Annotated in this window: 13 protein-coding genes and 1 pseudogene; 13 read left to right on the forward strand and 1 reads right to left on the reverse strand. The window is 47.2% G+C overall.

The features are described 5' to 3' along the window. Positions 1 to 47 precede the first annotated feature (47 nt). Complete coding sequence (locus T499_RS0106800; protein ID WP_033150335.1) at positions 48 to 1940, reverse strand: AAA domain-containing protein; 1893 nt, start codon at positions 1938 to 1940, stop codon at positions 48 to 50. A gap of 77 nt (positions 1941 to 2017) precedes the next feature. Here T499_RS0106800 and T499_RS0106805 point away from each other — a divergent pair, with 77 nt between their 5' ends. From T499_RS0106805 to T499_RS0106865, 13 genes and pseudogenes are all read left to right on the forward strand, one after another. Beyond that, positions 2018 to 2830: a bifunctional hydroxymethylpyrimidine kinase/phosphomethylpyrimidine kinase gene (locus tag T499_RS0106805; RefSeq protein ID WP_013064698.1), complete on the forward strand. Its 813-nt coding sequence runs from the start codon at positions 2018 to 2020 to the stop codon at positions 2828 to 2830. Further along, positions 2827 to 4191 carry an RluA family pseudouridine synthase gene (locus tag T499_RS0106810; RefSeq protein ID WP_198021256.1) on the forward strand — a complete coding sequence of 455 codons (1365 nt, stop codon included), beginning with the start codon at positions 2827 to 2829 and terminating at the stop codon, positions 4189 to 4191. The genes T499_RS0106805 and T499_RS0106810 overlap by 4 nt, the downstream gene beginning before the upstream one ends. 54 nt (positions 4192 to 4245) lie before the next feature. Continuing rightward, positions 4246 to 6741: a M1 family aminopeptidase gene (locus tag T499_RS0106815; RefSeq protein ID WP_033150336.1), complete on the forward strand. Its 2496-nt coding sequence runs from the start codon at positions 4246 to 4248 to the stop codon at positions 6739 to 6741. A gap of 129 nt (positions 6742 to 6870) precedes the next feature. Beyond that, entirely contained in the window at positions 6871 to 10581 is a 3711-nt protein-coding gene (gene purL / locus T499_RS0106820; protein WP_033150337.1) for a phosphoribosylformylglycinamidine synthase, read from the forward strand. Next, positions 10581 to 11129: a chromate transporter gene (locus T499_RS0106825; protein ID WP_033150338.1), complete on the forward strand. Its 549-nt coding sequence runs from the start codon at positions 10581 to 10583 to the stop codon at positions 11127 to 11129. Before purL ends, T499_RS0106825 begins: the two co-directional genes overlap by 1 nt. Before the next feature lie 16 nt (positions 11130 to 11145). After that, positions 11146 to 11721 (forward strand): chromate transporter, encoded by a 576-nt coding sequence (locus tag T499_RS0106830; RefSeq protein WP_033150339.1) that lies wholly within the window; start codon positions 11146 to 11148, stop codon positions 11719 to 11721. A gap of 72 nt (positions 11722 to 11793) precedes the next feature. Beyond that, positions 11794 to 12819 (forward strand): LacI family DNA-binding transcriptional regulator, encoded by a 1026-nt coding sequence (locus T499_RS0106835; RefSeq protein ID WP_013065485.1) that lies wholly within the window; start codon positions 11794 to 11796, stop codon positions 12817 to 12819. 23 nt (positions 12820 to 12842) lie between these two features. Further along, complete coding sequence (locus T499_RS0106840) at positions 12843 to 14144, forward strand: MFS transporter (RefSeq protein WP_013064553.1); 1302 nt, start codon at positions 12843 to 12845, stop codon at positions 14142 to 14144. Next, entirely contained in the window at positions 14141 to 17062 is a 2922-nt protein-coding gene (locus T499_RS0106845; protein WP_033150340.1) for a two-component regulator propeller domain-containing protein, read from the forward strand. Before T499_RS0106840 ends, T499_RS0106845 begins: the two co-directional genes overlap by 4 nt. 184 nt (positions 17063 to 17246) lie before the next feature. Continuing rightward, positions 17247 to 20462, forward strand: coding sequence for a SusC/RagA family TonB-linked outer membrane protein (locus T499_RS0106850; RefSeq protein WP_033150341.1), 3216 nt, complete (start codon positions 17247 to 17249; stop codon positions 20460 to 20462). A 37-nt stretch (positions 20463 to 20499) separates the two neighbouring features. Continuing rightward, the gene (locus T499_RS0106855; RefSeq protein ID WP_033150532.1) at positions 20500 to 22248 is read left to right on the forward strand and encodes a RagB/SusD family nutrient uptake outer membrane protein; all 1749 of its coding nucleotides are present in this window, start codon (positions 20500 to 20502) and stop codon (positions 22246 to 22248) included. Between the two features lie 43 nt (positions 22249 to 22291). Next, positions 22292 to 23755: pseudogene (locus T499_RS0106860) on the forward strand (hypothetical protein); the annotation flags it as partial. Positions 23756 to 24214: 459 nt separating this feature from the next. After that, a complete protein-coding gene (locus T499_RS0106865) occupies positions 24215 to 25990 on the forward strand; it encodes a glycoside hydrolase family 43 protein (protein WP_052173517.1) in 1776 nt (591 codons plus the stop codon). Positions 25991 to 25994 lie beyond the last annotated feature (4 nt).

Genomic DNA, 25994 nt, shown 5'->3' on the forward strand with positions numbered 1-25994 from the left:
CAAAAGTAATACAAAAAAACGAAACTCGCAAACATTTATGAAGTTTTTTATAGGGCTTCTATGTAATCGTAGAGCTTCTTATAGAATGGATGACGAGTCAGTGTCGAAGCATCTCCAAGTATGATTAGTTTCATTCGGGCACGGGTGATGGCTACATTCATACGGCGCAAATCGCGCAAGAAACCTATCTGCCCCTGGTCGTTGGCACGTACTAGCGAAATCATAATGATGTCGCGTTCCTGTCCTTGGAATCCATCTACGGTATTTATGCTGATAAGACTTTTGAAAGACTTGAAGAATTCGCGCTTTTTCAGTTGTTGGCGCAGATACTGTACCTGGGCGCGATAGGGTGAAATCACACCCACATCGATGCGTTCTTTGATTATACGTTCCTTACCAATCTTCTCAAAATACTGTTGCAGCGCCAGCATGGTCAATTCTGCCTCGGCCTTGTTAATTCTACCAAAACTCTCGCCTACAAACTCTTCTTTGAATGTGATGCCGCTCTCCTCGGGGAAATCGAATTGTGAGGTGTCTATCCATGTCATCGGTACATCCAGGTCCAGAATGCTGCGATACTTTACATCTGGTGCACTTTCCACCTGGTTGTTGTAAAACCAGTCGCTCGAGAATCGCATAATCTCTTCGTTCATGCGGTATTGCATCTTCAGCAGCGTCACCACTTCAGGCTTGTTCTCTACAATGCGCTCCATCAGTGTTTTTCCTAATCCTGCCTTCAGGGCCTCGTAGCACTTAACGGTGGGTGGCAGCTGACAGTGGTCGCCAGCCAGTATCACTCTCGATACACGTCGCATAGGAATCCAGCAGGCTGCTTCGAGCGCCTGGGCTGCTTCGTCAATAAATAAGGTGCCGAATTTCTGACCATCAAGCACTTTATTGGCCGAGCCTACCAAGGTGCAGGCGATAACACGCGCCTCGCTGAACAGGTCGTTCTTGATGCGCAATTCCAGTTCGGTGGCTCGTTCCTTTAGGCGCTCCACCTTTTGGTGGAATTTTTGGTCGCCTCTTTTGCGATTGGCTCGAACCTCGCGGATAGCCTTTCTTAATGCCCATAGCATCTCGTAGTCGGGATGGGCCTCAAAACGGCGCTCATAGGTAAACGATAGCATCTTATCGTTCACGCGGGTAGGGTTGCCTATTCTCAGGACGTTTACGCCACGGTCGACTAATTTCTCTGATATCCAGTCAACTGCCATGTTACTTTGAGCACACACCAATACTTGGCTTTCGCGCATTAACGTTTCGTAGATGGCTTCAACTAGTGTGGTAGTCTTGCCGGTTCCTGGAGGTCCGTGCACAATGGCTACATCCTTGGCTCTCAGCACCTTGTTTACAGCATCTTCCTGTGTGGCATTCAGATATGTGAAGTGTAGTGGACTGAAATTGAAAGTCTCTGCCTTCTGCCTGTTATAAAACAGGTCGCGCAGATAGCCTAATCGTCCTTTGGCGCTCATCACTCTGTCAAGCGCATCAAACATCATCTTATAGCTGGTCTCGTCGAAGAAGAGTTGAACACCCAGCTTCTCGGCACTCTGTATCTCCACCAATCCCATGCCATCGGGCACAGCAACAACCATTCTGTCGCCATCTACATAGCTTACGCTGGCTGTCATCTTAAAATAGCTGATTTTCCCCTCGGCATCCACGCTGAAGAATACTACGGGCTTACCATATTCAAAATTATGTTCAATCTCCTCGTCGGTTTGTCTTAAAACCTCTATAACGCGTTGGTTCAGCGAGTTGTAATAAGTTTTGCTAACGGTGAGTGGAAACCAAACGTCACCACGTTTTATCTTCCGTTGCAGACCCATTTGCTCTGTCTGCTGGCGGAATTCTTCTTTCTCGGCCTCATACTCCATTTGTAGCAGTTGCCGTTGTTTCTGTAGTGCCAATATCGGCGAATCAAGTTGTTTTTCCATAAACGTGTGCAAAGTTAGCAAAAAAATAGGAAAGTATTATCGACTTATCTTAAAAAAATAGTAACTTTGCAGCCGAAATGAAACAGATATTGCTTATTAACGATGTTGTGGGCTATGGAAAGGTTGGCATGGGAGCCATGTTGCCTATCCTCTCTTACTTAGGCATCCCTACGTATAGCTTGCCTACTGCCCTTGTGTCTAATACACTCGACTACGGAAAGTTTAATATCCAGGATACCACCGATTACATCCGTGGTACTCTGCCTGTGTGGAAAGAACTTGGCTTTGGTTTTGATGCCATCTGTACAGGACTGATGTTCAGCGATGAGCAGGCTAAACTGGTGGCTGGCTACTGCAAAGAGCAGGGCGAACAAGGCACAACGGTATTCGTTGACCCGATTCTGGGTGATGGTGGACGATTGTATAATGGCATGACGGAACGTCAGGTGGAGCTGATGCGCGAGATGGTATCGGTTGCGCATCTCTGTTTTCCTAACTATACCGAGGCTTGCTACCTGACCAATACACCAATCAAAATGGAAGGTATTAGCTGGGAAGAGGCTGGCGATTTGTTGGACGAGTTGCGCAAGATAGGCACCAAGTCGGCTCTGATAACAAGCTGTAAGGTAGACGGACGCAATGCGGTGGTGGGCTATAATCACTACGATGATAGCTACTTCCACCTAGAGTATCACGAGATTCCTGGTTTGTTCCATGGTACTGGCGATATCTTCTCGGCTGTATTGATTGGTCATCTGCTGAATGGCGAGAGCTTGAAGACAAGTACTCGTACAGCGATGGATACTGTATTCCGAATGATTGAGCGCTACAAGGATACCGATGATAAGAATCGTGGTATTCCAGTAGAGAAATGTCTCGATCTCTTATGATCATCCATCCTCTTCATACTAACATTCCCAAACCAGAACGGTTCACTTGGCCTTTCTGCTATGAACCTCATCCGCTGTGTTTATTGGCATGTGACGAGGTGAAGCAGGAGATTGAAAGGATAGGTCCGAAAGAGGGTAAGATGTTTGGGGTGCTGGTTGTTGAGGTTGATGGTGGCTTGGGCTTCTTGGCGGCGTATTCTGGACTATTGGAAGGTAGGAACGATTGGGGCTATTTTGTACCGCCTGTTTTTGATGCCCAGCAGCCTGATGGCTATTTTAAGCAGAAAGAGCGTGAGATATCTGCGCTTAACCAACACTCATCATCTGAAACTCAAAACCTGCACAAAGAGATGTCGCAGAATTTACAACTGTGGCTATTTCAACAATACAGAATCTTAAACGCCCATGGCGAAATTAAAGATCTGGTGGAGATATGGCGCGACTATCACCAGAACCCCAAAATACAAAAGAAATTTCCTTTACCACCAGGTGGCACAGGTGATTGCTGTGCACCAAAACTGTTGCAGTATGCTTATCTGCAACATCTAAAACCCGTATGCATGGCAGAATTCTGGTGGGGACCTTCGCCTAAAAGCGAAGTGCGTTACCATGGTGAGTTTTATCCTGCCTGCAGAGGTAAATGTAAGCCTGTGCTTACTTGGATGTTGCAAGGTTTGGAAGTGGATCCCGATCCGGAAACCTCAGGCTTTTTGCATCAAGGCATCGAAATCGTCTATGAGGACGAGGCGATTGCGGCTGTTTATAAGCCATCAGGTATGCTGAGTGTACCAGGTAAGACTGATGATTACTCGGTCGCTACATGGGCTAAGGAACGATGGGCTGCATCTATGTTGCCTCATCGCTTGGATTTGATGACTTCCGGTATTATGCTGGTAGCCAAAACACCCGAGGCTTATCACCATTTGCAGAATCAGTTTGCGGCTCGTACTATCAAGAAGAAATACTTAGCAGTTGTCGAGGGCGAAATACAACAACCTCATGGTGTAATCGATCTGCCACTGAGTAGCGATCCGATGAATCGCCCTTGTCAGATAGTTGACTATGAGCACGGCAAACGTGCCATTACCGAATATCGTGTATTAGACCGTCAGCAATCCCCTACCACTCATCGTCCAGTAACTCTTCTTGCCCTTTATCCTCATACGGGGCGTACGCATCAATTGAGAATGCACTGTGCGCATCAAGAAGGGTTAGGGTGTCCGATTTTGGGTGATGAACTCTATGGTCATAAGGCAGATCGACTTTATCTTCAGGCCGAGTCGATAGCTTTTGAACATCCAACTACTGGTAAGCGTTTGCATCTTTTTTGCCCGCAAGACAAAAAAATATGGCCAATTTGATGGATGTTTGCAGATAATTAGCTATTTTTGCAGGCAAATAAAAACAATAATTGTATGAAAGCTATTAAATATTTATGTTTGTGCATGCTAAGTTTCTTTACACTTGGTGTGTATGCTCAGGCGGATAGTCGTGTGGGCAATATTACTGGTATCCTGTATCAGCTGACGTTTAATGTGCCAGAGAATCCTCAGGCAAAGGTAACAGGTAAGGCTACAATTACCTTCGATACCAGAACCAAGCAGGATGTGGTACTCGATTTTCAGGGAACACCAGGTAATGTGTTGGTATATAAAGGAAACAAAGGTAAAGGTAAGCAGGCCAGTGTAAAGATTCAGAATAATCAGATTATTATTCCAGGAAAACTGTTTAAGGCAGGTACAAATAAGGTTTCACTCGACTTTACTAGTCAGGACAAAGCTTTTGTTCGTAGTGGTAGCGTGCTGTATACTCAGGTGCAGGCCGACGAAGGCCGTGCCCTCTTCCCCTGTTTCGATGTAGAGGGTTTGCGTGCTCAGTATCAGACTACCATCAATGCCCCTGCTGGTTGGAAAGCTATTACTGTGGATATATCTGAGAAGATGGCACCATCGCACTACGCTTTTGCAGTTGGTAAATTCAACGAGAAATCGTCTACAGTAGATGGTCGTACTTTACGCGTGTTCTACACAGAGACCGATCCTGCCAAGGTGGCCCAGATAGATGATGTATTTAAAGAGGTTACTAAGGCCATGAAGTGGATGGAGGGTTACACTGGTATAGCTAACCCTTACGACAAAGAAGGTGTGGTTTATATCCTGCCCAGTTTCCAGTTGGGCGGTTTGGAGCGTCGTGGTGCAGTAGCCCTGAGCGAGAAGACCATTTTCTTAGGCAAGAAGCCTTCGAAGGAGGATTTGATGAAACGTACCGAATTGATTGCCCACGAAACGGCTCATATATGGTTCGGTAATATCACTGCTATCGACGAGCCTTGGGCTAAGGAGGTGTTGGCCAACTTTATGGCATCAAAGATTACCAGTAGTCAGTATAAGAAGAATGAGTTTGAGATAAACTTCATGAATACCTATATGCGCAATGCGATGAATCTGGATAGAACCGAAGTCTCTCATCCCATTGCAGGTGAGTATGGTGATCCGCATGACCCCGTATGGATGTACGACCATATTAACTATTGCAAGGCACCAGTAATGATGCGTATGCTTGAAGATGAGACGGGAGCCGAGGCCATGCAGAAAGGTCTGCAACAGTGCATTAAGGATCACTATCTGGGGCATATCAGCTGGAATCAGATTGTTGAAACACTCGACAAGCAGGCTCCTGGTGCTGGTGTACGTCAGTTCTGTGATGTATGGGTAAATCAGAAAGGTATGCCTATTATCACAACCTCTTTTAAGAATGGTGATGTGATTGTATCGCAGACCGATCCTTATGGACGTGGATTGTGCTGGCGCCAGAAGTTTGAGCTGAAGGTGATCAGCAATTTAGGACAGTCGCAGACTATCAAGGTTGATATGCAGCAGCCAACCATGACCTTCAAGCAGAAGAGTGGTGCAGCTCCTGGCTATATTATTCCAAACCAGGATGGTCGCGGTTATGGTCGCTTTACACTCGATGATAACTATGTGAAGATTCTGCCCATGCGTCTCATCACAACACGCAATGACTTGCACCGCTATACCTTGCTGAATCTGATTCACGATAATTACTTGCAGGGTAAGTTGGCGCCATCGCACTTTGGCGAACTGTTCCGTTTCTTGGGGCGTGAGAAGAATCCGATGATTATGGAAACAGCCATCGACCAGATGCATAAGATTGCTTCAGACTTGACCATGCAGCAGCGTTATACACTCGAGTTGGTAATTATGGATCTGCTGGGTGAGAATAAAACCAAGGAGTGCCGCCAGTTGGTATGGCGTAAGTTGGGTACCAGTGCTATCTCGCCTGAGGTACTGAATAAGTTGCAGACCATTCTGGATCGCCATAACGAGAGCGTTTTGGATGAGCACGACTATATGGAGATAGCCTATCGTCTGGCCATCACCCGTCCTGACCGTCGTCAGCAGATTCTGGAAAAGGAGCGCGCTCGCCTCACTACCGATGAATTGCGACAGGAGTTCGATTTCGTAAGTCGTGCTACTGATCCTATTGCCAGCAATCGTGTAGAGGTTTTCAAGAGCTTGCTGAAGCCTGAGAACCGTCAGAACGAGGCGTGGGTACTGAATACCCTGCGTTTGTTGAACTCGGATGTGTATGAGCCACAGAGCAATGTTTACATTGTTGAGGGCTTGAAGGCACTGCCTGAGATACAGAAGACTAACAGTTTGGCTTTTCCAAGTCGCTGGACCAGAACGTTGATTTCTTCGCATAAGAGCGCTGAGGCTAAGACCGAGGTACAGAAGTTCTTGAATAGCTCGGCTGGCTTCCCTGCTAATCTGAAGAACTACGTATATGAGTCGGCCTGGGTGCTGATGAATCAGATTCCATACGTGGATAAGACAGTAAAGGCAGCGCCTGCTTCGGCTAAGAAGACTGCCACCAAGAAAAGAAAGTAATAATTTAAAGAGCCTCTCCTAATTGTATGGAGGGGCTTTTAATTTAAGTTTTAGGTAAATATATTTGTGATTTCAAATTAAAAATAGTACCTTTGCACGCAAATTAAAATATTATAAAATAAGTAAGGTATGATACGCTTCTTTCAGACCCCACAGAAATCGGTGATCGCCACGGAGGTTGATCACGTACTGAGTGAACAGGAAATCAAGGAATTAAACTGGCTTTATGGTGATGCCACGCTATTAGATGCAGAGCAGCTGGAGGGCTACTATGTTGGTCCACGCCGCGAGATGGTAACACCATGGAGTACAAATGCCGTTGAGATTACACAGAATATGGGCCTCAGCGGCATTTCTCGTATAGAGGAATATTTTGCCGTAGACTCAAAGGATGCTGAGCACGACGAGATGTTGCAGCGTATGTATAATGGCCTGAATCAGGACATTTTTACCATCAACATCAAGCCAGAGCCAATTAAGTATGTGGATAATCTGGAGGAATATAACGAGCAGGAAGGTCTGGCTCTTAGTCCAGAGGAGATTGAATATCTGCACGGACTGGAGAAGAAGAACGGACGTCCATTGACCGATTCAGAGATCTTCGGTTTTGCCCAGATCAACTCTGAGCACTGCCGTCATAAGATCTTTGGCGGAACCTTTATCATTGACGGTAAGGAGATGGAGTCAAGCCTCTTTGCAATGATTAAGAAGACTACACAGGAGAATCCTAACAAGATTCTTTCGGCTTATAAGGATAATGTAGCTTTTGCGCAGGGGCCTGTGGTTGAGCAGTTCGCTCCAAAGGATCAGAGTACTAGCGACTACTTCCAGGTAAAAGATATCGAGAGTGTTATCTCTCTGAAGGCTGAGACACACAACTTCCCCACAACCGTAGAGCCATTCAATGGTGCTGCTACAGGTACTGGTGGTGAAATCCGCGACCGTATGGGTGGTGGTGTTGGTTCATGGCCTATCGCTGGTACAGCTGTTTATATGACCGCTTATCCACGTTTGACCGACGATGACAAGCTGACTCGCGACTGGGAGGATATTCTTCCCGTTCGTCAGTGGTTATATCAGACACCAGAGCAGATTTTGATTAAGGCCTCGAATGGTGCTTCTGACTTCGGAAATAAGTTCGGTCAGCCACTGATCTGCGGTTCTGTACTCACCTTCGAGCACCAGGAGCCAAACGATACCAAGTATGCTTACGATAAGGTTATCATGCTGGCTGGTGGTGTTGGTTATGGTACTAAGCGTGACTGCCTGAAGAAAGAGCCTCAGAAGGGTAACAAGGTGGTAGTAGTAGGTGGTGATAACTACCGTATCGGTCTTGGTGGTGGCTCTGTATCATCAGTTGATACTGGTCGCTACAGCAATGGTATCGAGTTGAACGCTGTTCAGCGCGCTAACCCTGAGATGCAGAAGCGCGCCTATAACCTGGTTCGTGCTCTCTGTGAGGAGGATGTGAACCCCGTTGTTTCAATTCACGACCATGGTTCAGCCGGTCACCTCAACTGTCTCTCTGAGCTTGTTGAGGAGTGCGGTGGTGAGATTGATATGACTAAACTGCCTATTGGCGACAAGACTCTGAGTTCTAAGGAGATCATTGCTAACGAGAGTCAGGAGCGTATGGGACTGCTCATCGACGAGAAGCATATCGAACATGTACGTAAGATTGCTGAGCGCGAGCGTGCTCCACTGTATGTAGTAGGTGAAACTACTGGCGATGCTCACTTCTCGTTCAAGCAGGGCGATGGTGTGAAACCATTCGATTTGGATGTGGCTCAGATGTTCGGTCACTCACCAAAGACTATTATGAAGGATAATACTGTAGAACGCCACTATGCTGACGTAACCTACAGTCAGGATAAGATTAACGAGTACCTCGACCGCGTGCTCCAGCTTGAGGCTGTGGCTTGTAAGGACTGGTTGACTAACAAGGTCGACCGTTCGGTTACAGGTAAGATTGCACGTCAGCAGTGTCAGGGTGAGATTCAGTTGCCTCTGAGCGACTGTGGTGTTGTAGCCCTCGACTATCGTGGTGTTAAGGGTATCGCCACAGCGCTTGGTCATGCACCTCAGGCTGGTCTGGCTGATCCTGCTGCTGGTTCTGTACTCTCTGTTGCTGAGGCACTGACCAACATCGTTTGGGCTCCTCTGGCTGAGGGAATGGATTCGCTGAGCCTCTCTGCTAACTGGATGTGGCCTTGCCGCTCTCAGGAGGGTGAGGATGCTCGCTTGTATGCTGGTGTTAAAGCTCTGAGCGATTTCTGCTGCGACCTGCACATCAACGTACCAACAGGTAAGGACTCGCTGTCACTCTCTCAGCAGTATCCTAATGGCGAGAAGATTATCTCTCCAGGAACAGTGATTGTATCAGCTGGTGGTGAGGTTTCTGACATTAAGAAAGTTGTATCGCCTGTATTGGTTAACGATAAGAATGCGTCACTCTATCATATCGACTTCTCGTTCGACGAGCAGCGCCTTGGTGGTTCGGCCTTTGCCCAGAGCTTAGGTAAGGTAGGCGACGATGTTCCTACTGTTAAGAATGCCGAGTATTTTGCCGATGCCTTCATGGCCGTTCAGGAGATGATTAATCGTGGTTGGATTATGGCTGGTCACGATATCTCAGCCGGTGGTTTGATTACCACTCTGCTCGAGATGTGCTTTGCCAACACTAAGGGTGGTATGCATATCAACCTGCACGAGATTTGTGCCGATGGCGATGTTGTTAAGACTCTCTTCGCTGAGAACCCAGGTGTAGTTATCGAGGTAAGCGATGACTACAAGCAGGAGTTCAAGGACTTCATGGAGGAGCAGGGCGTTGGCTATGCTAAGATTGGTTATCCTGTTGAGGATGCCCGCACTATTGTTGTGAAGGCTGGTGATGCAGAGCAGACATTCGACATCGATGCTCTCCGTGATACATGGTATAAGACTTCTTATTTGCTCGATCGCAAGCAGAGCTTCAATGGCAAGGCTGCTGAGCGCTTCGCTAACTATAAGAAGCAGCCTATCGAGATGCAGTTTAATAAGGACTTCACTGGTAAGTTGGCTCAGTATGGAATCTCAGCCGATCGCCGTCAGGCTTCTGGCATCAAGGCTGCCATCATCCGTGAGAAGGGAACCAACGGTGAACGTGAGATGGCTTACTGCTTGTATCTGGCTGGTTTTGATGTAAAGGATGTGATGATGACCGACCTGATTTCTGGTCGCGAGACACTCGAGGACATCAATATGATTGTATTCTGTGGTGGATTCTCTAACTCCGACGTACTTGGTTCGGCTAAGGGTTGGGCTGGTGCCTTTCTCTTCAACCCTAAGGCTAAGGAGGCTCTCGATAAGTTCTATGCTCGCGAGAATACTCTGTCGCTGGGTATCTGTAACGGTTGTCAGTTGATGGTAGAACTCGGTCTCACAGGTGCTAAGGGTGCTAAGATGCTGCACAACGACTCTCATAAGTTCGAGAGTGAGTTCATCAGCCTGAGCATTCCTCAGAACAACAGCGTGATGTTTGGCTCACTGAGTGGCAACAAACTTGGTCTTTGGGTAGCTCATGGCGAGGGTAAGTTCTCACTGCCAGAGGCTGAGAGCGCTTACAATGTGATTGCTAAGTACAACTATGCTGGCTATCCCGCTAATCCTAACGGATCCGACTATAATGTAGCTGGTATCTGCTCAGCCGATGGTCGTCATCTCTGCATGATGCCTCACTTAGAGCGAGCCGTATTCCCATGGCAGAACGCCTGGTATCCTGCCGATCGTCGTCAGGACGAGGTTACTCCATGGATTGAGGCCTTCGTCAATGCACGTAAATGGGTGGAGGCTCACAAGTAATGAATATATATTGGGATTCTTTTAAGACCTTCTTTCACATTGGCATATTCACCCTTGGCGGTGGATATGCCATGATACCTTTGATAGAGGAAGAAGTTGTGAACAAGAAGAAGTGGGTAACCAAGGACGATATGCTCGATTTGATAGCTATCGCCCAGAGTTGCCCTGGCGTGTTTGCCATCAACATCGCAACCTTTATTGGTTATAAGCTGCGCAAAACACGTGGTGCCATCTGTACCACGCTTGGAACGGCTTTGCCTTCGTTCCTGATTATTCTGGCGATTGCCATGTTCTTCAGCCAGTTTAAGGATAATAAGGTGGTGGCAGCAATGTTCCGTGGCATCCGTCCGGCAGTGGTGGCTCTGATAGCTGTACCTACATTTAATTTGGGTAAACGTGCCAAACTCAACTGGTACACCATCTGGATTCCCATCGCCTGCGCCCTGGCTATCTGGGCTTTAGGTGTTTCACCTATTTATATTATTATGATAGCTGCTGTTGGAGGTTATATCTACGGCAGAATAAATAAGACATCGTGTAATTCGTGAAATTCGTGCTTGAAATATGATTTTCGTTAGTTTATTTATCACATTTTTCGAGATAGGTCTTTTTGGCTTTGGTGGAGGTTATGGTATGCTTTCACTCATTCAGCACGAAACGGTCGAGGCACATCATTGGCTCTCAACATCAGAATTCACCGATATTGTTGCCATCTCTCAGATGACACCTGGTCCTATTGGTATCAACTCGGCCACTTATTGTGGTTATACTGCCATTCATAATGCGGGTTATGGTCATCTGGTTTCTTTTTTGGGTTCTGCCACAGCTACCTTTGCTTTGGTGTTGCCATCGCTTATCCTGATGATACTTATCAGTAAGATGTTTATGAAGTATATGAACACATCGCTGGTACAGTCGATTTTTACAGGTTTGCGCCCTGCTGTTGTGGGTCTGTTGGCAGCTGCCACCCTGTTGCTTTGCAACACCGAGAACTTCTCTACACCTATCGAGAATCCTTGGCAGTTTGGTATCAGTTGCGCCCTTTTTGTGGCTACCGCTTTTGGTACAGGTTATCTTAAAATCAATCCCATCCGCATGATCTGCTATGCTGCATTTGCGGGGTTATTGTTGCTGTACTAATATTTTTTTTGATATTTTGGGATGCTTTTCGCAAAGATTTATTATCTTTGCACGCGGAATAATTGGAAACCGATGGAAGAAAAGGCGCCAATGACAATGAAGGATATCGCACGGGAGTTTGGTATTTCCGTGGCTACCGTGTCGCGTGCACTCAAGGATTCACCCCGTATCAGCGAAGAGCGTCGCAGGGCTATCCAGCAGTTTGCACGCGAGCATAACTTCTATCCTAATGCCATTGGCGAGGCTCTTCGCCATAGTCGTGTTATGCCCCAACGTGTTATTGGTGTAATAGTACCAGAGTTCACGCATTATTATTTCTCGTCCATCCTTACAGGTATCGAGGAGGCTGCTGCTGCCCGTGGCTATCGTATCATGGTGGCGCTTAGTGGCGAACAGTACGAGCGTGAGGCACAGATATGTGATAACTTCCATCGCTTTAAGGTGTGCGGTGTTATTGTGTCGCAAGCCAAGGATACCAAGAACTACGATCACTATCAGAAGTTGATTGATGCAGGTGTGCCCATCGTGTTTTACGATAGAATATGCACGGGTGTAAATGCCAGTCGTGTGGTTGTTGATGACTATATGGGTGCCATGAACGCTGTTAATTACCTGATAGAGTCGGGCTGCAAACGTATTGCTTTCTATGGCGGTCCGCTTCAGCTCGAGATATCCAAGAACCGTTTTAATGGTTATAAGGATGCCTTGTTGAGTCATGGTATGCAGATTGATGAGAGTATTGTGCAGGTGTGCGATAATCGTGCCGAAGCCGAGGAACTTACACCTAAACTGATGGCGATGGATAATCCGCCGGATGGGTATTTTGCAGTGAATGACGATACGGCTATCGGTGTGCTCTATACCGTTAAGCATGCAGGCTTCAAAGTGCCAGAGGAAGTGCAGATATGTGGCTTTACTAACGGACAGCGTGCTGTGGCCTGCGACCCGATGCTGACTACCGTTGAGCAGCGTGGTCATCGTGTAGGCGAGGAGGCTGCTACCATTCTGATGGATAAGGTCGAAGGTCTGTCGCCACTCGATAAGGTAGAGAAACACGTGGTTAAAACCCGTCTCGTTGTACGAGGAACAACCAAATAATTAAGAACTAAGAATTAAGAGATATGAAACAAAAACCTGATTTGTCTTTTTGGAAATTGTGGAATCTGAGTTTCGGATTCTTTGGCGTGCAGATTGCTTATGCTCTGCAGAGTGCTAATATTTCACGTATCTTCCGCACGTTAGGTGCCGATCCTCACTCTCTGAGTTTCTTCTGGATATTACCCCCGTTGATGGGTATTCTGGTGCAGCCTATCGTGGGTACGCTGAGCGATAGAACTTGGACCCGTTTCGGTCGTCGTATACCTTATCTGTTTATTGGTGCCTTGACTGCTGTAGCAGTAATGTGTCTGTTGCCAAATGCTGGTTCGCTAGGTCTTAGCATCTCCATGGTAATGATCTTCGGTTTGCTCATGCTGATGTTGCTCGATACCAGTATTAATATGGCCATGCAGCCATTTAAGATGATGGTGGGCGACATGGTAAACGAAGAGCAAAAGGGTAAAGCTTACTCTATCCAGTCGTTCCTGTGTAATGCGGGTAGTGTAGTGGGGTTCCTGTTCCCGTTCATATTTGCCTGGATTGGCCTGAAGAATGTGGCTCCCGAAGGCGTTGTACCCGATACGGTTATCTGGTCGTTCTATATTGGTGCTGCCATTCTTATTCTCTGCGTTATCTATACTACGCTCAAAGTCAAGGAGTGGACGCCTGAGGAGTATGCCGAATACAATCCTGTATCTAACGAGAAAGAAGATTCGGGCAACTGGTTCGTATTGCTTAAGAATGCCCCTTCGGCATTCTGGCGTATCGGCTTGGTGCAGTTCTTCAGTTGGGCTGCTTTCCTTTATATGTGGACATATGTGGTTGATGCAGTGTCTATTACGGTTTGGGATACTGCAGATTCTGCCAGCGAAGCTTATCAGGTGGCTGGTAACTGGACGGGTGTGCTCTATGCCATTCAGGCTATGAGCTCGGTAGCTTGGGCAGCCCTTATTCCACGCTTCAAGAGTATCAAATTGGCTTATGCTGTCAGCATGGCGCTGGGAGGTTTAGGCTTTGCACTTATTCCATTCTGTCCTGGTCAGTACCTGCAGATTGTACCATTCCTGTTTATCGGATGTGCTTGGGCTGCCCAGCTGGCATGTCCGTTCACACTGGTTACTAATGCCTTGCAGGGCTATGGTCACATGGGTGCTTATCTTGGACTCTTCAACGGAACCATTTGTGTGCCTCAGATTGTAGCAGCCTTGTTGGGTGGCTCTATCCTCACACTTGTTGGTAGCAACCAGGCCTATATGATGATTGTATCAGGTATCCTGTTGTTTGCCGGAGCCTGTGCCGTGTTCAATATCAAGACTAAAAAGTGAATCGATTAACTACGATTATACTTTCTTGTATGTTGTCGCTGACCATGTTGGCCAGCGGCAACATATTAACTGAGCGGTATAATCTGTCGTATATCAACCTCGAGAACGGCTTGCCGCATAACAATGTCAGTTCGCTTTATACCGATTCTAATGGTTTTTTGTGGATAGCAACATATGGTGGCGGATTAGTGCGTTACGACGGCTATGGTATGATGTCGCCGATGCTTGGTCTGAAGAGCCTGTCGTGTAAGTCGATAGCCGAGGACCGTTTTAAACGCCTATGGGTTACCTTCGATGAAGGTACTAATGTCATCGACCTGCGTACCATGCTCACCACCATACCCAAATCTCCTAAGGCCGATATTGCTGCGTTGTTGTCACAGTCGGGCGTTATATCCTATTGCGATGCTCTTGGACGTATCTGGCTGATAACCGATAAGCGGGTCAATCTTATTACTTTTGCTGAAGATGGAAGTGTAGCTCATATTGCCTCATATCAGTATCGAGGTAATACCCCTGAGATATGTATTTGTGATGTTGAAGGAAATGGCAAACCTTGGGTAGGTATCGATTACGGTATCTATCGTATGGTAGAGAAGGATGGCAAACTGGTAAGAGAAGAGATATCTACCTTGCTCCATCCCTTGTATGGTCTTTATATTACCGATATCCTGAAGCGTGGTAATACTGTTTGGCTCACCACTAACCATGGTCTTTTCCGCTACGATCCATATCTGCAGCGTTTGGATCAGACGCCCATCCAGCATCTCTCGCACGAGTTTTTGTCGAGTCTCGCCCTGATGCCAGATAATACACTGTTGGTGGGTTCGCTATGCGGTGTGAACATCTACGACGATAAGTCGGGCACTTTTACGGCTTGGACACAGGCCAGTACACCGCCATTAAAGAACGATTTTGTTCATTGTCTGTTGGTAAACGATGGTCTGATATACGTAGGTACCGAGGCAGGTGGCGTTATCCGATTGGTTCCCAGGCAGCTGCTGCTGCAGAATAGTGTGCATTCGCAGGATCCCAGTTCATTATCACCCAATCCGGTTAATGCGATGTTTGCTGCCCCTGATGGTACGCTGTGGGTGGGTACTGTTGAAGGTGGATTGAACCGTAGAATCAAGGGCGAGCGTAACTTTATTCACTATACTAAGACCAACTCGGCCTTGCCACATAATAGTGTATCAACATTAACTGCCGATGCTTACGGTCGGTTATGGATTGGTACTTGGGGTGGGGGCGTTTGTTGGATTGATATGAAGAATCCTCAAACCATTGTCCGTCTTGAGCTTCCTGCCGAACAGGCCCGGTTAACCAATTATATCGGCGCCATGGCTTACGATGCCATTAATGGCGGCATGTGGATTGGTAGTAACGATGGTTTGTTTTTCTATAGTTTTAAAAACAAACAGTTGATAGAACCATTCGAAGAGTGCCAGTTGGTGCGAGGTTGTATAGGCTCGATCGTAACGCGCGATGGCCACTTGTGGATGGGGTGCATGCAAGGTGTTGTGATCGTCGATTTGAAATCAGAGAAGAATGGACAGTTTGCAACTCGCAATATCCGCCATCTTTTGGCCGATCCTACATCCAAAATCGTTGATAAGATTTCTTCGTTCTGCGAAACCAGCGATGGTACTCTGTGGTTGGGTAGTAACGGATACGGACTCTATAAACGCGTATTGGATGAGAATGGTGATGAGCGCTTTGAAGTGCTGACACAAGAAAATGGTCTGGTATATAATGGCGTGAAAGGTATTGTTGAGGATCGTAATGGCCGCTTGTGGATTACCACCCAGAATGGTTTGTCGGTTTATGATCCAAAACTGCAGGCATTTACCAACTACTCGCAGTACGATGGTCTTATCAGTCCACATTTCTATTGGAACTCGGCAGTGAAGGATGCTGCTGGCAATATTTGTCTGGGTAGTGAAGCTGGTTTGATTGAGATGTTGGATGACAATTCTGATACGCATTACCACGGGCATCTTACGTTTACACATCTGATGGTGGATAATCAGGAAGCTATCGCAGGTAGCTATTATCTTTCAGAGGATATCTCGGTGGCTAACACTATTTGGTTGAAAGAGGGCCATCGCTCCTTCTCTATCGACTTCTCTGCGCTCGACTATGGCTATGAGATGCAGGGCGTGTATAGCTACCGTATGAAGGGGCTCGATAATGATTGGGAAGTATTGAAACCTGGTCAGCATTCTGTACGATATAGTGCTCTGCCTGCAGGTAATTATACTTTCGAAGTAAAATACAAGTCGGTACAGATGGCTGGCGAGGGTGACACTATCTCGATAGAGGTGGTGGTGAAACCCTACTTCTGGCGTAGCTGGTGGTTCCGTTTGCTGTTAGGCATTCTGTTTGTGGTTCTCATGGTGTACCTATATAATAGATGGGTTACTATTGTCAAGCGTCGCGAGGCCGAGCAACTCATTACACCAATCCGTAAGGTGCTGGAAGAATCCGACGACCCACGCCAGTTGCAGTCACGTATTCAGAATATCTTAGATAATCAGGAGCGCTACAAACAAAGTGTAACAAAGAGCGTTGAGGCTGATAAGGAAGAGCAGCTGAAGAGTACACGCCCCTTTATGGAACGTGTGATGGAAATCATGGAAACGCACTATATGGACTCTGAATTTGGTGTGCAGGAGTTTTGTGACGCTTTGGGTATGAGCCGTAGTGTAGCCAGTAAGCATCTCAATGCCGAGGCTGGACTGCCTGTTGGACAGTTCATCCGCAATTACCGCTTGAATATGGCTAAGGAGATGTTATCGTCTAAAACCACTAACCGTAATATTACTGAGATAGCCTATGCAGTAGGCTTTAATGATCCTAAATATTTTACTCGTTGCTTCACAAAGATGTATGGTGTCAACCCCAGTTCTTGGTCTTGATTTAGCTCAAGGATAGGTCTTGATATATCTCAAGAAGTGGAAAATATGCGTGCAGGAGGACAAAAAACGTTTTGTCCACCTTATTAATCGTTTTGTCCACCATCGCATTATTATATATCAGTATCTTTGCGCCAGATTATTTCAAATTTTAACTAATTCAAATTAAAACTTAAAACAATTAGCAATGAGAAAACATGTATTATTCTCTGCGATGCTTGCGTTAGGTATGCTGGGCGGCCTGTCGGCTTATCCGGTGCCTGCCATGGCATTAGTGGCACAGCAAACTATTAAGGTTAGCGGCCAGGTTGTAGACCAAGAGGGAGAACCACTCATTGGTGCTACAGTGAAGTTGAAGGGGGCACAGACGGGTGTCATTACCGACTTCGACGGAAAGTTTACCATCGATGTACCTGCCAATGGTACACTTGTGGTGAGCTATGTAGGTTACAAGGATCGTGAGATAGCTGTACGCGGACGCGCGATTATTGAAACTATTGAAATGGAAAGCGACGCCATGATGCTCGACCAGGTTGTTGTGGTAGGTTATGGTGTACAGAAGAAAGCCGACCTTACAGGTTCTGTATCTATTGTGAATGCCGACGAGTTGAAGCGCGTTTCACATTCTAACATTTCTTCTATGCTCGAGGGTAAGGTAGCTGGTGTGCAGATTACCTCTGATGGTCAGCCTGGTGCCGACCCAACGGTACGTATTCGTGGTATCGGTAGCTTTGGTAGCACAGCACCTCTTTATGTTATCGATGGTGTGCCCGTAGGTACCAGTATTCGTGATTTCTCTCCAAACGATATCGAGACCATTCAGGTACTCAAGGATGCTTCTGCTGGTGCTATCTATGGTAGCCGTGCTGCTAATGGTGTGGTTATCATCACTACAAAGGGCGGAAAGAAGGAGCAGCCACTTAAGGTAGATTATAAGGGCTATTTCGGTGTGGATAAGATCCAGACAGGTGTTTACGATCTGACCGATGCCGAACAGTATAGTCGTTATCTGGGTATTGCTGCCGAGAATGCTGGTATTCCTGTTCCCGGTGGATATAGCTTGGGTTCTGATGGTTACTATCATTTCCGCGATAATACCGATACCGATTGGTTGGCCGAGGCCTTCAAGACAGGTATCCGTCAGAACCACAGCGTGAACCTGAGTGGTGGTGGTATTAATAATACCTATAATATAAGTCTTGATTACTATAATCAGAAGGGTACCCTCGAGGGTGCTGGTCCAAACTTCGAGCGTTATACTGCTCGTGTTAACAACACGATGGATACAAAGTTCGTGAAGTTCCGCACCAGCCTGGTTTACTCTCACTCTGACCAAGACAACTTGGCCGTATCAAATGCCAACGAGTACGTACAGGGATTGTATGGTAACCTGGGTAACGTGTTAGGTGGTGTGCTTAACATGCAGCCAACCATTAAGGCTTACGACGCTTCAACATGGGTACTCGACGATGTGGTAGGCTCTGCCAGTGGCTACAAGTACGATGCTTATGGCTATGGTGTTTACTACGATACCGTACATGGCGATATCTCGGCTATGAACCCACTGCTGGTAAATAAGATGCTTACACGTAATACCATCGTCGATCGTTTTGTAGGTACCGCTTCTGCCGATGTCGATCTGCTGTCGATGGTAGGTATTAAGAGCAAGAATCATCAGCTCACTTATAAGATCAACCTGTCATATAGCACCACATCTTGTAATGATAAAACCTGGATTCCTGCATGGATTCAGAGTAACCGTGTATATCTGGCTAAGGAGAACGAGCGCCTTACCAAGGCTCATCGTAAGTACACTGATGCACTGATTGAGAATACACTTACTTACGATGGTACCATTGGTCTGCATCACGCTAACATCGTTGTAGGTCAGACCTATCAGGAGGAGAACACCCAGACACAGTCGGCTACTGGTGTTAACTTGTCGCAGCCTTACTTCCTGCAGCTGCAGAATGCCAGCTCTTGGAGTGCCGAAAGCTATGAGTACAAGCACACTTTGGCTTCTTACCTGGCTCGTTTGAACTACGACTTCGATGGCAAGTACCTCATTTCGGGTATCGTACGTCGCGATGGTAGCTCTCGTTTGTCAAAGGATATCCGCTGGGATACTTTCACATCTGTATCTCTTGGTTGGCGTTTCGATAAGGAGAAGTTCTTCCCCATCAATCGCGACATCGTGAATATGTTCAAGCTCCGTGCCAGCTATGGTGAGCTGGGTTACGAGGCTGCTGTAGGCGACTATGCCATCGAGGCAACTATGGCTCGTAACAACATGACCTATAGCTTCGGTAATCAGCCTGTTACTGGTTCGGCTGTTTCTACTTTCGTAAACGAGAACCTGACATGGGAGAAGAGAAAGACTATGAACGTAGGTCTTGATCTGGCTTTCTTCAATAACCGCATCGAGTTTACTGCCGAGTGGTATAAGAATAAGTCAGAGGATCTGCTTTATAACGTGCCTGTTCCTGCCAATGCAGGTGTGGCTAACACTTCAGTAACCATGAATGCCGCTTCGATGGAGAATAGCGGATTCGAGTTCTCACTCACCTATCGTAATCGCGATCACGCTCTGAAGCACGAAATCAGTGCTAACCTGAGCACCTTGAAGAATAAGGTTACATCGCTTGGTTTCGGTACAGAGAAGTATATCACTGGTTCTTATATCACCGAGGTTGGTCAGGAAGTTGGTAAGTTCTATGGTTGGGATTACCAGGGTATTATCCGTACCCAGGAGCAGCTCGATCAGCTGAACGCACTTGCACAGGCTCAAGGTCTGGAAGAGTATCAGCCAGGTGCCCATGTGGGTGATTGCTACTATCGCGATGTAAATGGCGACGGTCAGATTAATGCCGACGACCAGACAGTTCTGGGTAGCGGTCTGCCAAAGGTTAACTTTGGTTTGAGTGCACACCTCGAGTACAAGATTTTCGATTTGAGTATCTCAACTTACGGTGCCCTTGGTTACCATGTAACCGATTATCTCTATAACACCCTGAATTCAAGCTACGGCTACGGTAATAAGAGTGTTGATATTCTTGCTGCTAACCAGTGGGACGGTGGTACCTACGTATCAAACATCCCCCGTACTTACCTCTCTAACAGTGCAACCTTGGCTTGGAACGACCTGTTCAGCTGCCGCCAGATTCAGAATGCCGCTTACTGGAAGATTGCTAACGTAGAGCTTGGCTGCAACCTGCCTAACAAGTGGTTCGCCAACTACGTAACTGGTGTACGTGTATATGTTTCGGCTCAGAACCTCTTCACCTTCACAGGTTATAAGGGTTACAATGTCGATTATGCCGGTGGTACCTTCACTCCTGGATTCAACTACTGTTCGTACCCAACTGCCAGAAGCTTTATGGCTGGTTTGAATTTCACTTTCTAAGATGAGCATTGATATAATAATTGATAAATTGAAGTATATGAAACTACATAAAATTTCATTGGCTGTACTGGTAGGTCTTGGCACTCTCGCTTCGTGCGATAGCAAGTTGGATGTGTCGAACCCTAACCAGCAAACCACAGCCACATTCGGCAACGATGTCGAATCATTAGAGGAGAATGTGATTGCTGCCTACAACCACATCCGTATGGAGGGCACCTATGCCCGTGTGGGCTATACACTCGACGTTTGTCGTGGTGATGAAGTTTGGAACTCATCGCAGGTATGGTATATGCCTTTCGATGACCTGAATGCACCTTTCACCGACGAGATTGGTCAGTGGTCATGGCGTGACTGGTATTACACCATCAACGTATGTAACTACACTATTACTCGTTGTGGCGAGGATAACTCAGTTCTTTCTGAGACTATGAAGCGCATCAAGGGACAGATGCTGTTCCTGCGCGGTCTGGCTTACTATAACCTGACTGGTTACTATCAGAACCCTATTCTGATTACCGATTATAATACCTATTCTACACTCGATGGTCTTTATGGTACTAACAGCACCTACGATGAGGCTTGGGATCAGGTAGAGAAGGACTTTGCCGAGGCTATGACCCTGCTGCCCAGCCGCGATGCAGGCGGTCAGTGGGCGCTGGGCCGTGCTACCAACGGTGCTGCTGCCGGCTATTATGCCCGTGCACTGATGATGCGTCATAAGTACAGCGAGGCTCTTGCCGTACTGAAGGATATCATTGGCGGAAAGTATGGTCACTATGAGTTGATGAAGAACTATGGCGATAACTTCCGCGAGGGCTCTGCTTATGAGAACAATGCTGAGAGCCTGTTCGAGATTCAGTATCTGGATTACGGCTCACAGGGTACCGACGACGAGTGGACACCTGTAAACACCAGTCCTAACGCTACTCAGGGTCATGCCGTTGAGAGTAACTTTGGTCCTGGTGACATGGGTGGATGGGCCGACCTTTCTGCCTCTCCATGGCTCTATCAGCTCTTTAAGTCTGAGAAGACCACCAGTGGTTCGCTCGATCCACGCCTGTATTGGACCATCGGTACTTACGAGCCCGAGTGGGATGGCTTTGAGTATGGTAACGTTTGCTATACCGTGCCTATGACAGCCGATGCCCCCGTGGTAACCAATAACAACAATGGTGGACTGCCTATTGCTAAGAATACCAACCTGCGTACTGGTCTTTACGATAAGGTGGTAACAGGTCTGCACTGCGGTATCAACCTGCGCATGATGCGTTACTCTGATGTACTGCTGCGTGCTGCTGAGTGCGAGAACGAGGTAAATGGTCCTACACAGCAGGCTATCGACTGGATTAACCAGGTTCGTAACCGTGCCGGTTTGGCCGATCTGAAGCTAGCTGATTTCTCTGGCAATGCCGATAAGCTGTTCGAGCAGATTGCTAACGTTGAGCGTCCTAAGGAGTTCGGTTGTGAGTTCGGTCGTGGTTTCGACCTCGTTCGCTGGGGCTTCTTCTACAGCGCCGATCGTCTGCAGCAGATTAAGGAGCATGGCACCTTCCGTCGTACTAACGACAAGACCCGTGTAAAAGAGCCTGTAAGCTATGCCGAGGTAGGTCTCGATCCTGAGCTCAAGAGTTCGTACGACAGTTGGATCCAGGGTCATGAGTTCTTCCCCATCTATCAGGGAACACTGAATGATAACCCCAACCTGGTTGGTAACTCAGCCAACAAGAGCGAGAGCAATGCCGATAAACTTTACGGCCCTGTTCATCCTGTGGTGAACCTCAAATAAAAGGTAAATAAGAAAAAGGTAAAAAAGTAAAAACTATAAGATTATGAAATACAATAAAATAGCAACAGTCATCTGTTCGGCTGCCTTGAGCTTGCTCACGCTGACAGGTTGCGAAGGTGGTGATTTGTTCAGCATCAATGCACCCGATTGGCTTTCGTCAAAGGCTGATTCTATTGCTGCCGAAAAGGCTAAGAATCAGGGCGACGATGTGATTGAAGGTATGGAGGAGGATGTGTACACCGTTGGTGCTACCGATTACTCTACAGGCTGGTGGGCTCAGTTCTCTAAGTACTATCAGATTCCCGAAGGCGGCAAGTGGATTGCTCAGTTCAACCTGAATATCAATCCCAGTGCCTCTAACACTTATAAGAACTTTGCCATGATTATTACTAACGACGAGGATCGTGGTGCTGGCAACTATAAGGAGTATGGTGCTATCCGATACGACTATCAGCCCAGTGGTAACTCTGAGTGGGGTGACTATATCGACCGTAGTCTGGCATCGAGCGACTTGGAGTTTGCTACCGATACCGATACTGGTGTTGATAAGTTAGGTGGTAAGGTAACACTCACTATCGACCGTACCAATGGTGGATTGGTGGTTACCATGACTAACGGTGTAGTTACAAAGACCTATAACCAGACTTCGGCTCTGGTTAACCTGAATGCTGATGCCTCTAACGGCACTATCCGCGCATTCCTGGTTCCCGAGGGTTCTTATATTAGCTGGCTGGGTTCTACCATCGAGCCTATCGGTGGCTTTACCTCTAAGGAGGATAAGCAGCCACTTTCGATGACACTGAATGGTGTGCCCAAGAAGGTGCTGCAGGGTACCGAGGCTGCCGATGCCTTTGCTAATGTTACCGCTACAGTTCAGTTCGAGCAGGGTGTATCTAAGGAGGTTACAGCCAAGGATCTTACCTTCCAGGCTATTCCAAATATGGATCAGTTGGGCAGTAAGACGCTGGTAGCCGTTTACAACAAGACCTATAAGGGCGAGGCTGCTAATCCTATTATCGCATACGCTTCATTCCAGGTGGTTGATAAGATGTACACCAGCATTGGTGCTACCGATAACACGACTGCCTTCTGGGGTGCTCATTCTGAGAATATCAAGGTTGGTGCTAAGGAAACGTTTGTTTCGCGCTTTACCAACTATACCAATGGTCAGAACAACTGGAACAACTTCTGCGTTGTTCTCTGTGCTGCCGATAATTCTGAGTATGCCGTAGTACGTGCCGATAACTATGGTTGGGGTGCAGGCTATGAGAATAATGCCGCCCTCGAACTTTCTGGTGGTCAGAGCGACTGGGGTGCATGGCTCAAGGCTATGGATGGTGCCAAGGTTACTACCTATGTTACTAACCATGGTAACGGTTCTGCCGATGTGAAGGCTGTGATGGTTGGCAACAACGGCGTTACCTATACACAGGAGTATAAGGGTATCAAGATTAACTCCGACGACTTCTACTTCCGCTTTACCGTGGATGGTAGCCATCTTGAGTTCGATGATGTGGTTGGTGCCGAGGATAACTCTACAGCCTTCTGGGGTGCTCACTCTCAGGACTTCAACGTACCTTCGGGCTATACCGTTAGCACACGCATCAAGAACTTTACAAACCTCCAGAACAACTGGAACAACTTCTGTGTAGTTCTTACCAGCGATGGTACCAACGAGTATGGTGTGGTACGTGCCGACAACTATGGCTGGGGCGACAGCTATGGTGCTTGCACACCAAGTGGTGGTCAGAGCGACTGGGGTGCATGGCTCAAGGCTATGGACGAGGCTATGGTAACCGTATCTGTTACTAACAAGGGCGGTTCGGCCGATGTGAAGTGTGTGATGGCAGGTAGCGATGGCAAGACCTATAAGCAGGATTACATTGGTATCAGCCCCATCAGCAGCGATCTCTATTTCCGATTCACTGTAGATGGCAGTCACTTGATTTTCGAATAATTTAAATTGATGAAGAAGTATCTGTATATATTACTGTCTGCACTGGTTCCCATGGGTGCTATGGCGTACACGCTGAAGCGAGTAAGCGTACACGACCCAAGCATCGTGTGGGAGCCAGCGTCCCAGACGTACTACATTTTCGGCTCGCACCGTGCGGCGGCAAAAACTACCGATCTGATGAACTGGACAGCGTTTACGGCTCCTTGGGCCACAGCATCCAGTCAGAATGCAGCCAACAGTGCAGCCTTTACAACCCCCGCAGTAACTACCGTTAAGAAAGGCGGTGCAACTGTGTCGTTGCCAAAATTCAGTGCTACAGCTTGGGCTAAGCGTGGTAGTACCAGTTATAATGTTGATGGCAACATGTGGGCGCCAGATGTTATCTGGAATAAAGCCATGAAAAAATGGTGTATGTACCTTAGTGTGAATGGCGATAACTGGTATTCGAGCATCATTCTGCTTACAGCCGACAATATCGAAGGTCCCTACCTTTATCAGGCTCCTGTGGTGATGAGTGGTTTCCATACCGGCACATCCTATAAGGATACCGATCTCGAAGTGGCCATCGGTACTCAGGCTTCGTTGCCAGGTCGCTATGCTGTGGGCAGCAACTGGGGCAAACGTTATCCCAACTGCATCGACCCTTGCGTGTTCTACGACGAGGATGGTAAGCTATGGATGTCGTACGGCTCGTGGAGTGGTGGTATATGGATGCTCGAACTTGATGAGAATACTGGTCTGCGTGACTACGATGTGGAATATACCCTGACCGGTGCTGGCGATGGTGTAACTGTCGACCCTTATTTCGGCAAGAAAGTTGCTGGCGGTTTCTATGTGTCGGGCGAAGCCTCGTACATCGAGCATATCGGTAACTATTACTTCTTGTTTGTAACCTACGGCGGACTGGCTGCAGGTGGTGTGGCCAGCGACTATAACAATGGCGGTTACCAGATGCGTGTGTTCCGTTCTGAGAAACCCGATGGTCCTTATCTGGATACTGAGGGCAAGGATGCTATCTTCCAGAGTTTTATGGTCGATTTCGGTCCGCAGTCAAAAACCGATCGTGGTGTGAACATCTTTGGTGCTTATGGCGATTGGGGCAACATGGCTACAGGAAATCTCTCAGAGCGCTCGCAGGGTCACAACTCTATCCTTGCTGCCGAAGATGGCCGTACCTATCTGGTTTATCATACCCGTTTCCAGAATTCTGGCGAGAACCATCAGGTGCGTGTGCATCAAGTGTTCCAGAACCAGGATGGTTGGCTGGTAGCAGCTCCATTCGAGTATACTGGCGAGCAGGTAAAGAGTGCCGATATTGCTACCTCTCAGCAGATAGCAACAGCCCAAGTTCCTGGAGGTTACAAGCTGTTGATACATAAATATCGCCTGAATCACACTACCAAGGAACTGGTTACCCCCGTAGAAATCCAACTCAATGCCGATGGTAGCATAAGTGGCAGTCAGAGTGGTACTTGGAGTATTAACGAGGGCACCTCGTACATCACCATCACGTTGGGTTCAACCGTTTATAAAGGTGTGATGGTAGAACAGAACTTGGAGAATAAAACATTTAGCGACGATAAGACACCTGCATTCACGGCTTTGGCCGATGATGGTGTTACCATCTGGGGCTATAAGTATAGCGAAACCACTGGCATCAGCAAAACGCTATCTGACAATATACGCCAGAATGGGGCTATCTATGATATGCAAGGTCGCCGCGTAAACAATCCACAACGTAAAGGAATCTATATCCAGAACGGTAAAAAATACATAGTAAAATAAGAAT

It is taken from the genome of Prevotella sp. RM4, assembly GCF_000701965.1.
Classification (GTDB): Bacteria; Bacteroidota; Bacteroidia; order Bacteroidales; family Bacteroidaceae; genus Prevotella; species Prevotella ruminicola.

What these genes read in the sequence shown, in the direction of transcription:
- purL (WP_033150337.1), top strand. Translation starts at nt 6,871, where the DNA reads ATGATACGCTTCTTTCAGACCCCACAGAAATCGGTGATCGCCACGGAG.
- T499_RS0106805 (WP_013064698.1), top strand. Translation starts at nt 2,018, where the DNA reads ATGAAACAGATATTGCTTATTAACGATGTTGTGGGCTATGGAAAGGTT.
- T499_RS0106865 (WP_052173517.1), top strand. Translation starts at nt 24,215, where the DNA reads ATGAAGAAGTATCTGTATATATTACTGTCTGCACTGGTTCCCATGGGT.
- T499_RS0106815 (WP_033150336.1), top strand. Translation starts at nt 4,246, where the DNA reads ATGAAAGCTATTAAATATTTATGTTTGTGCATGCTAAGTTTCTTTACA.
- T499_RS0106825 (WP_033150338.1), top strand. Translation starts at nt 10,581, where the DNA reads ATGAATATATATTGGGATTCTTTTAAGACCTTCTTTCACATTGGCATA.
- T499_RS0106830 (WP_033150339.1), top strand. Translation starts at nt 11,146, where the DNA reads ATGATTTTCGTTAGTTTATTTATCACATTTTTCGAGATAGGTCTTTTT.
- T499_RS0106850 (WP_033150341.1), top strand. Translation starts at nt 17,247, where the DNA reads ATGAGAAAACATGTATTATTCTCTGCGATGCTTGCGTTAGGTATGCTG.
- T499_RS0106800 (WP_033150335.1), bottom strand. Translation starts at nt 1,940, where the DNA reads ATGGAAAAACAACTTGATTCGCCGATATTGGCACTACAGAAACAACGG.
- T499_RS0106840 (WP_013064553.1), top strand. Translation starts at nt 12,843, where the DNA reads ATGAAACAAAAACCTGATTTGTCTTTTTGGAAATTGTGGAATCTGAGT.
- T499_RS0106855 (WP_033150532.1), top strand. Translation starts at nt 20,500, where the DNA reads ATGAAACTACATAAAATTTCATTGGCTGTACTGGTAGGTCTTGGCACT.
- T499_RS0106810 (WP_198021256.1), top strand. Translation starts at nt 2,827, where the DNA reads ATGATCATCCATCCTCTTCATACTAACATTCCCAAACCAGAACGGTTC.
- T499_RS0106835 (WP_013065485.1), top strand. Translation starts at nt 11,794, where the DNA reads ATGGAAGAAAAGGCGCCAATGACAATGAAGGATATCGCACGGGAGTTT.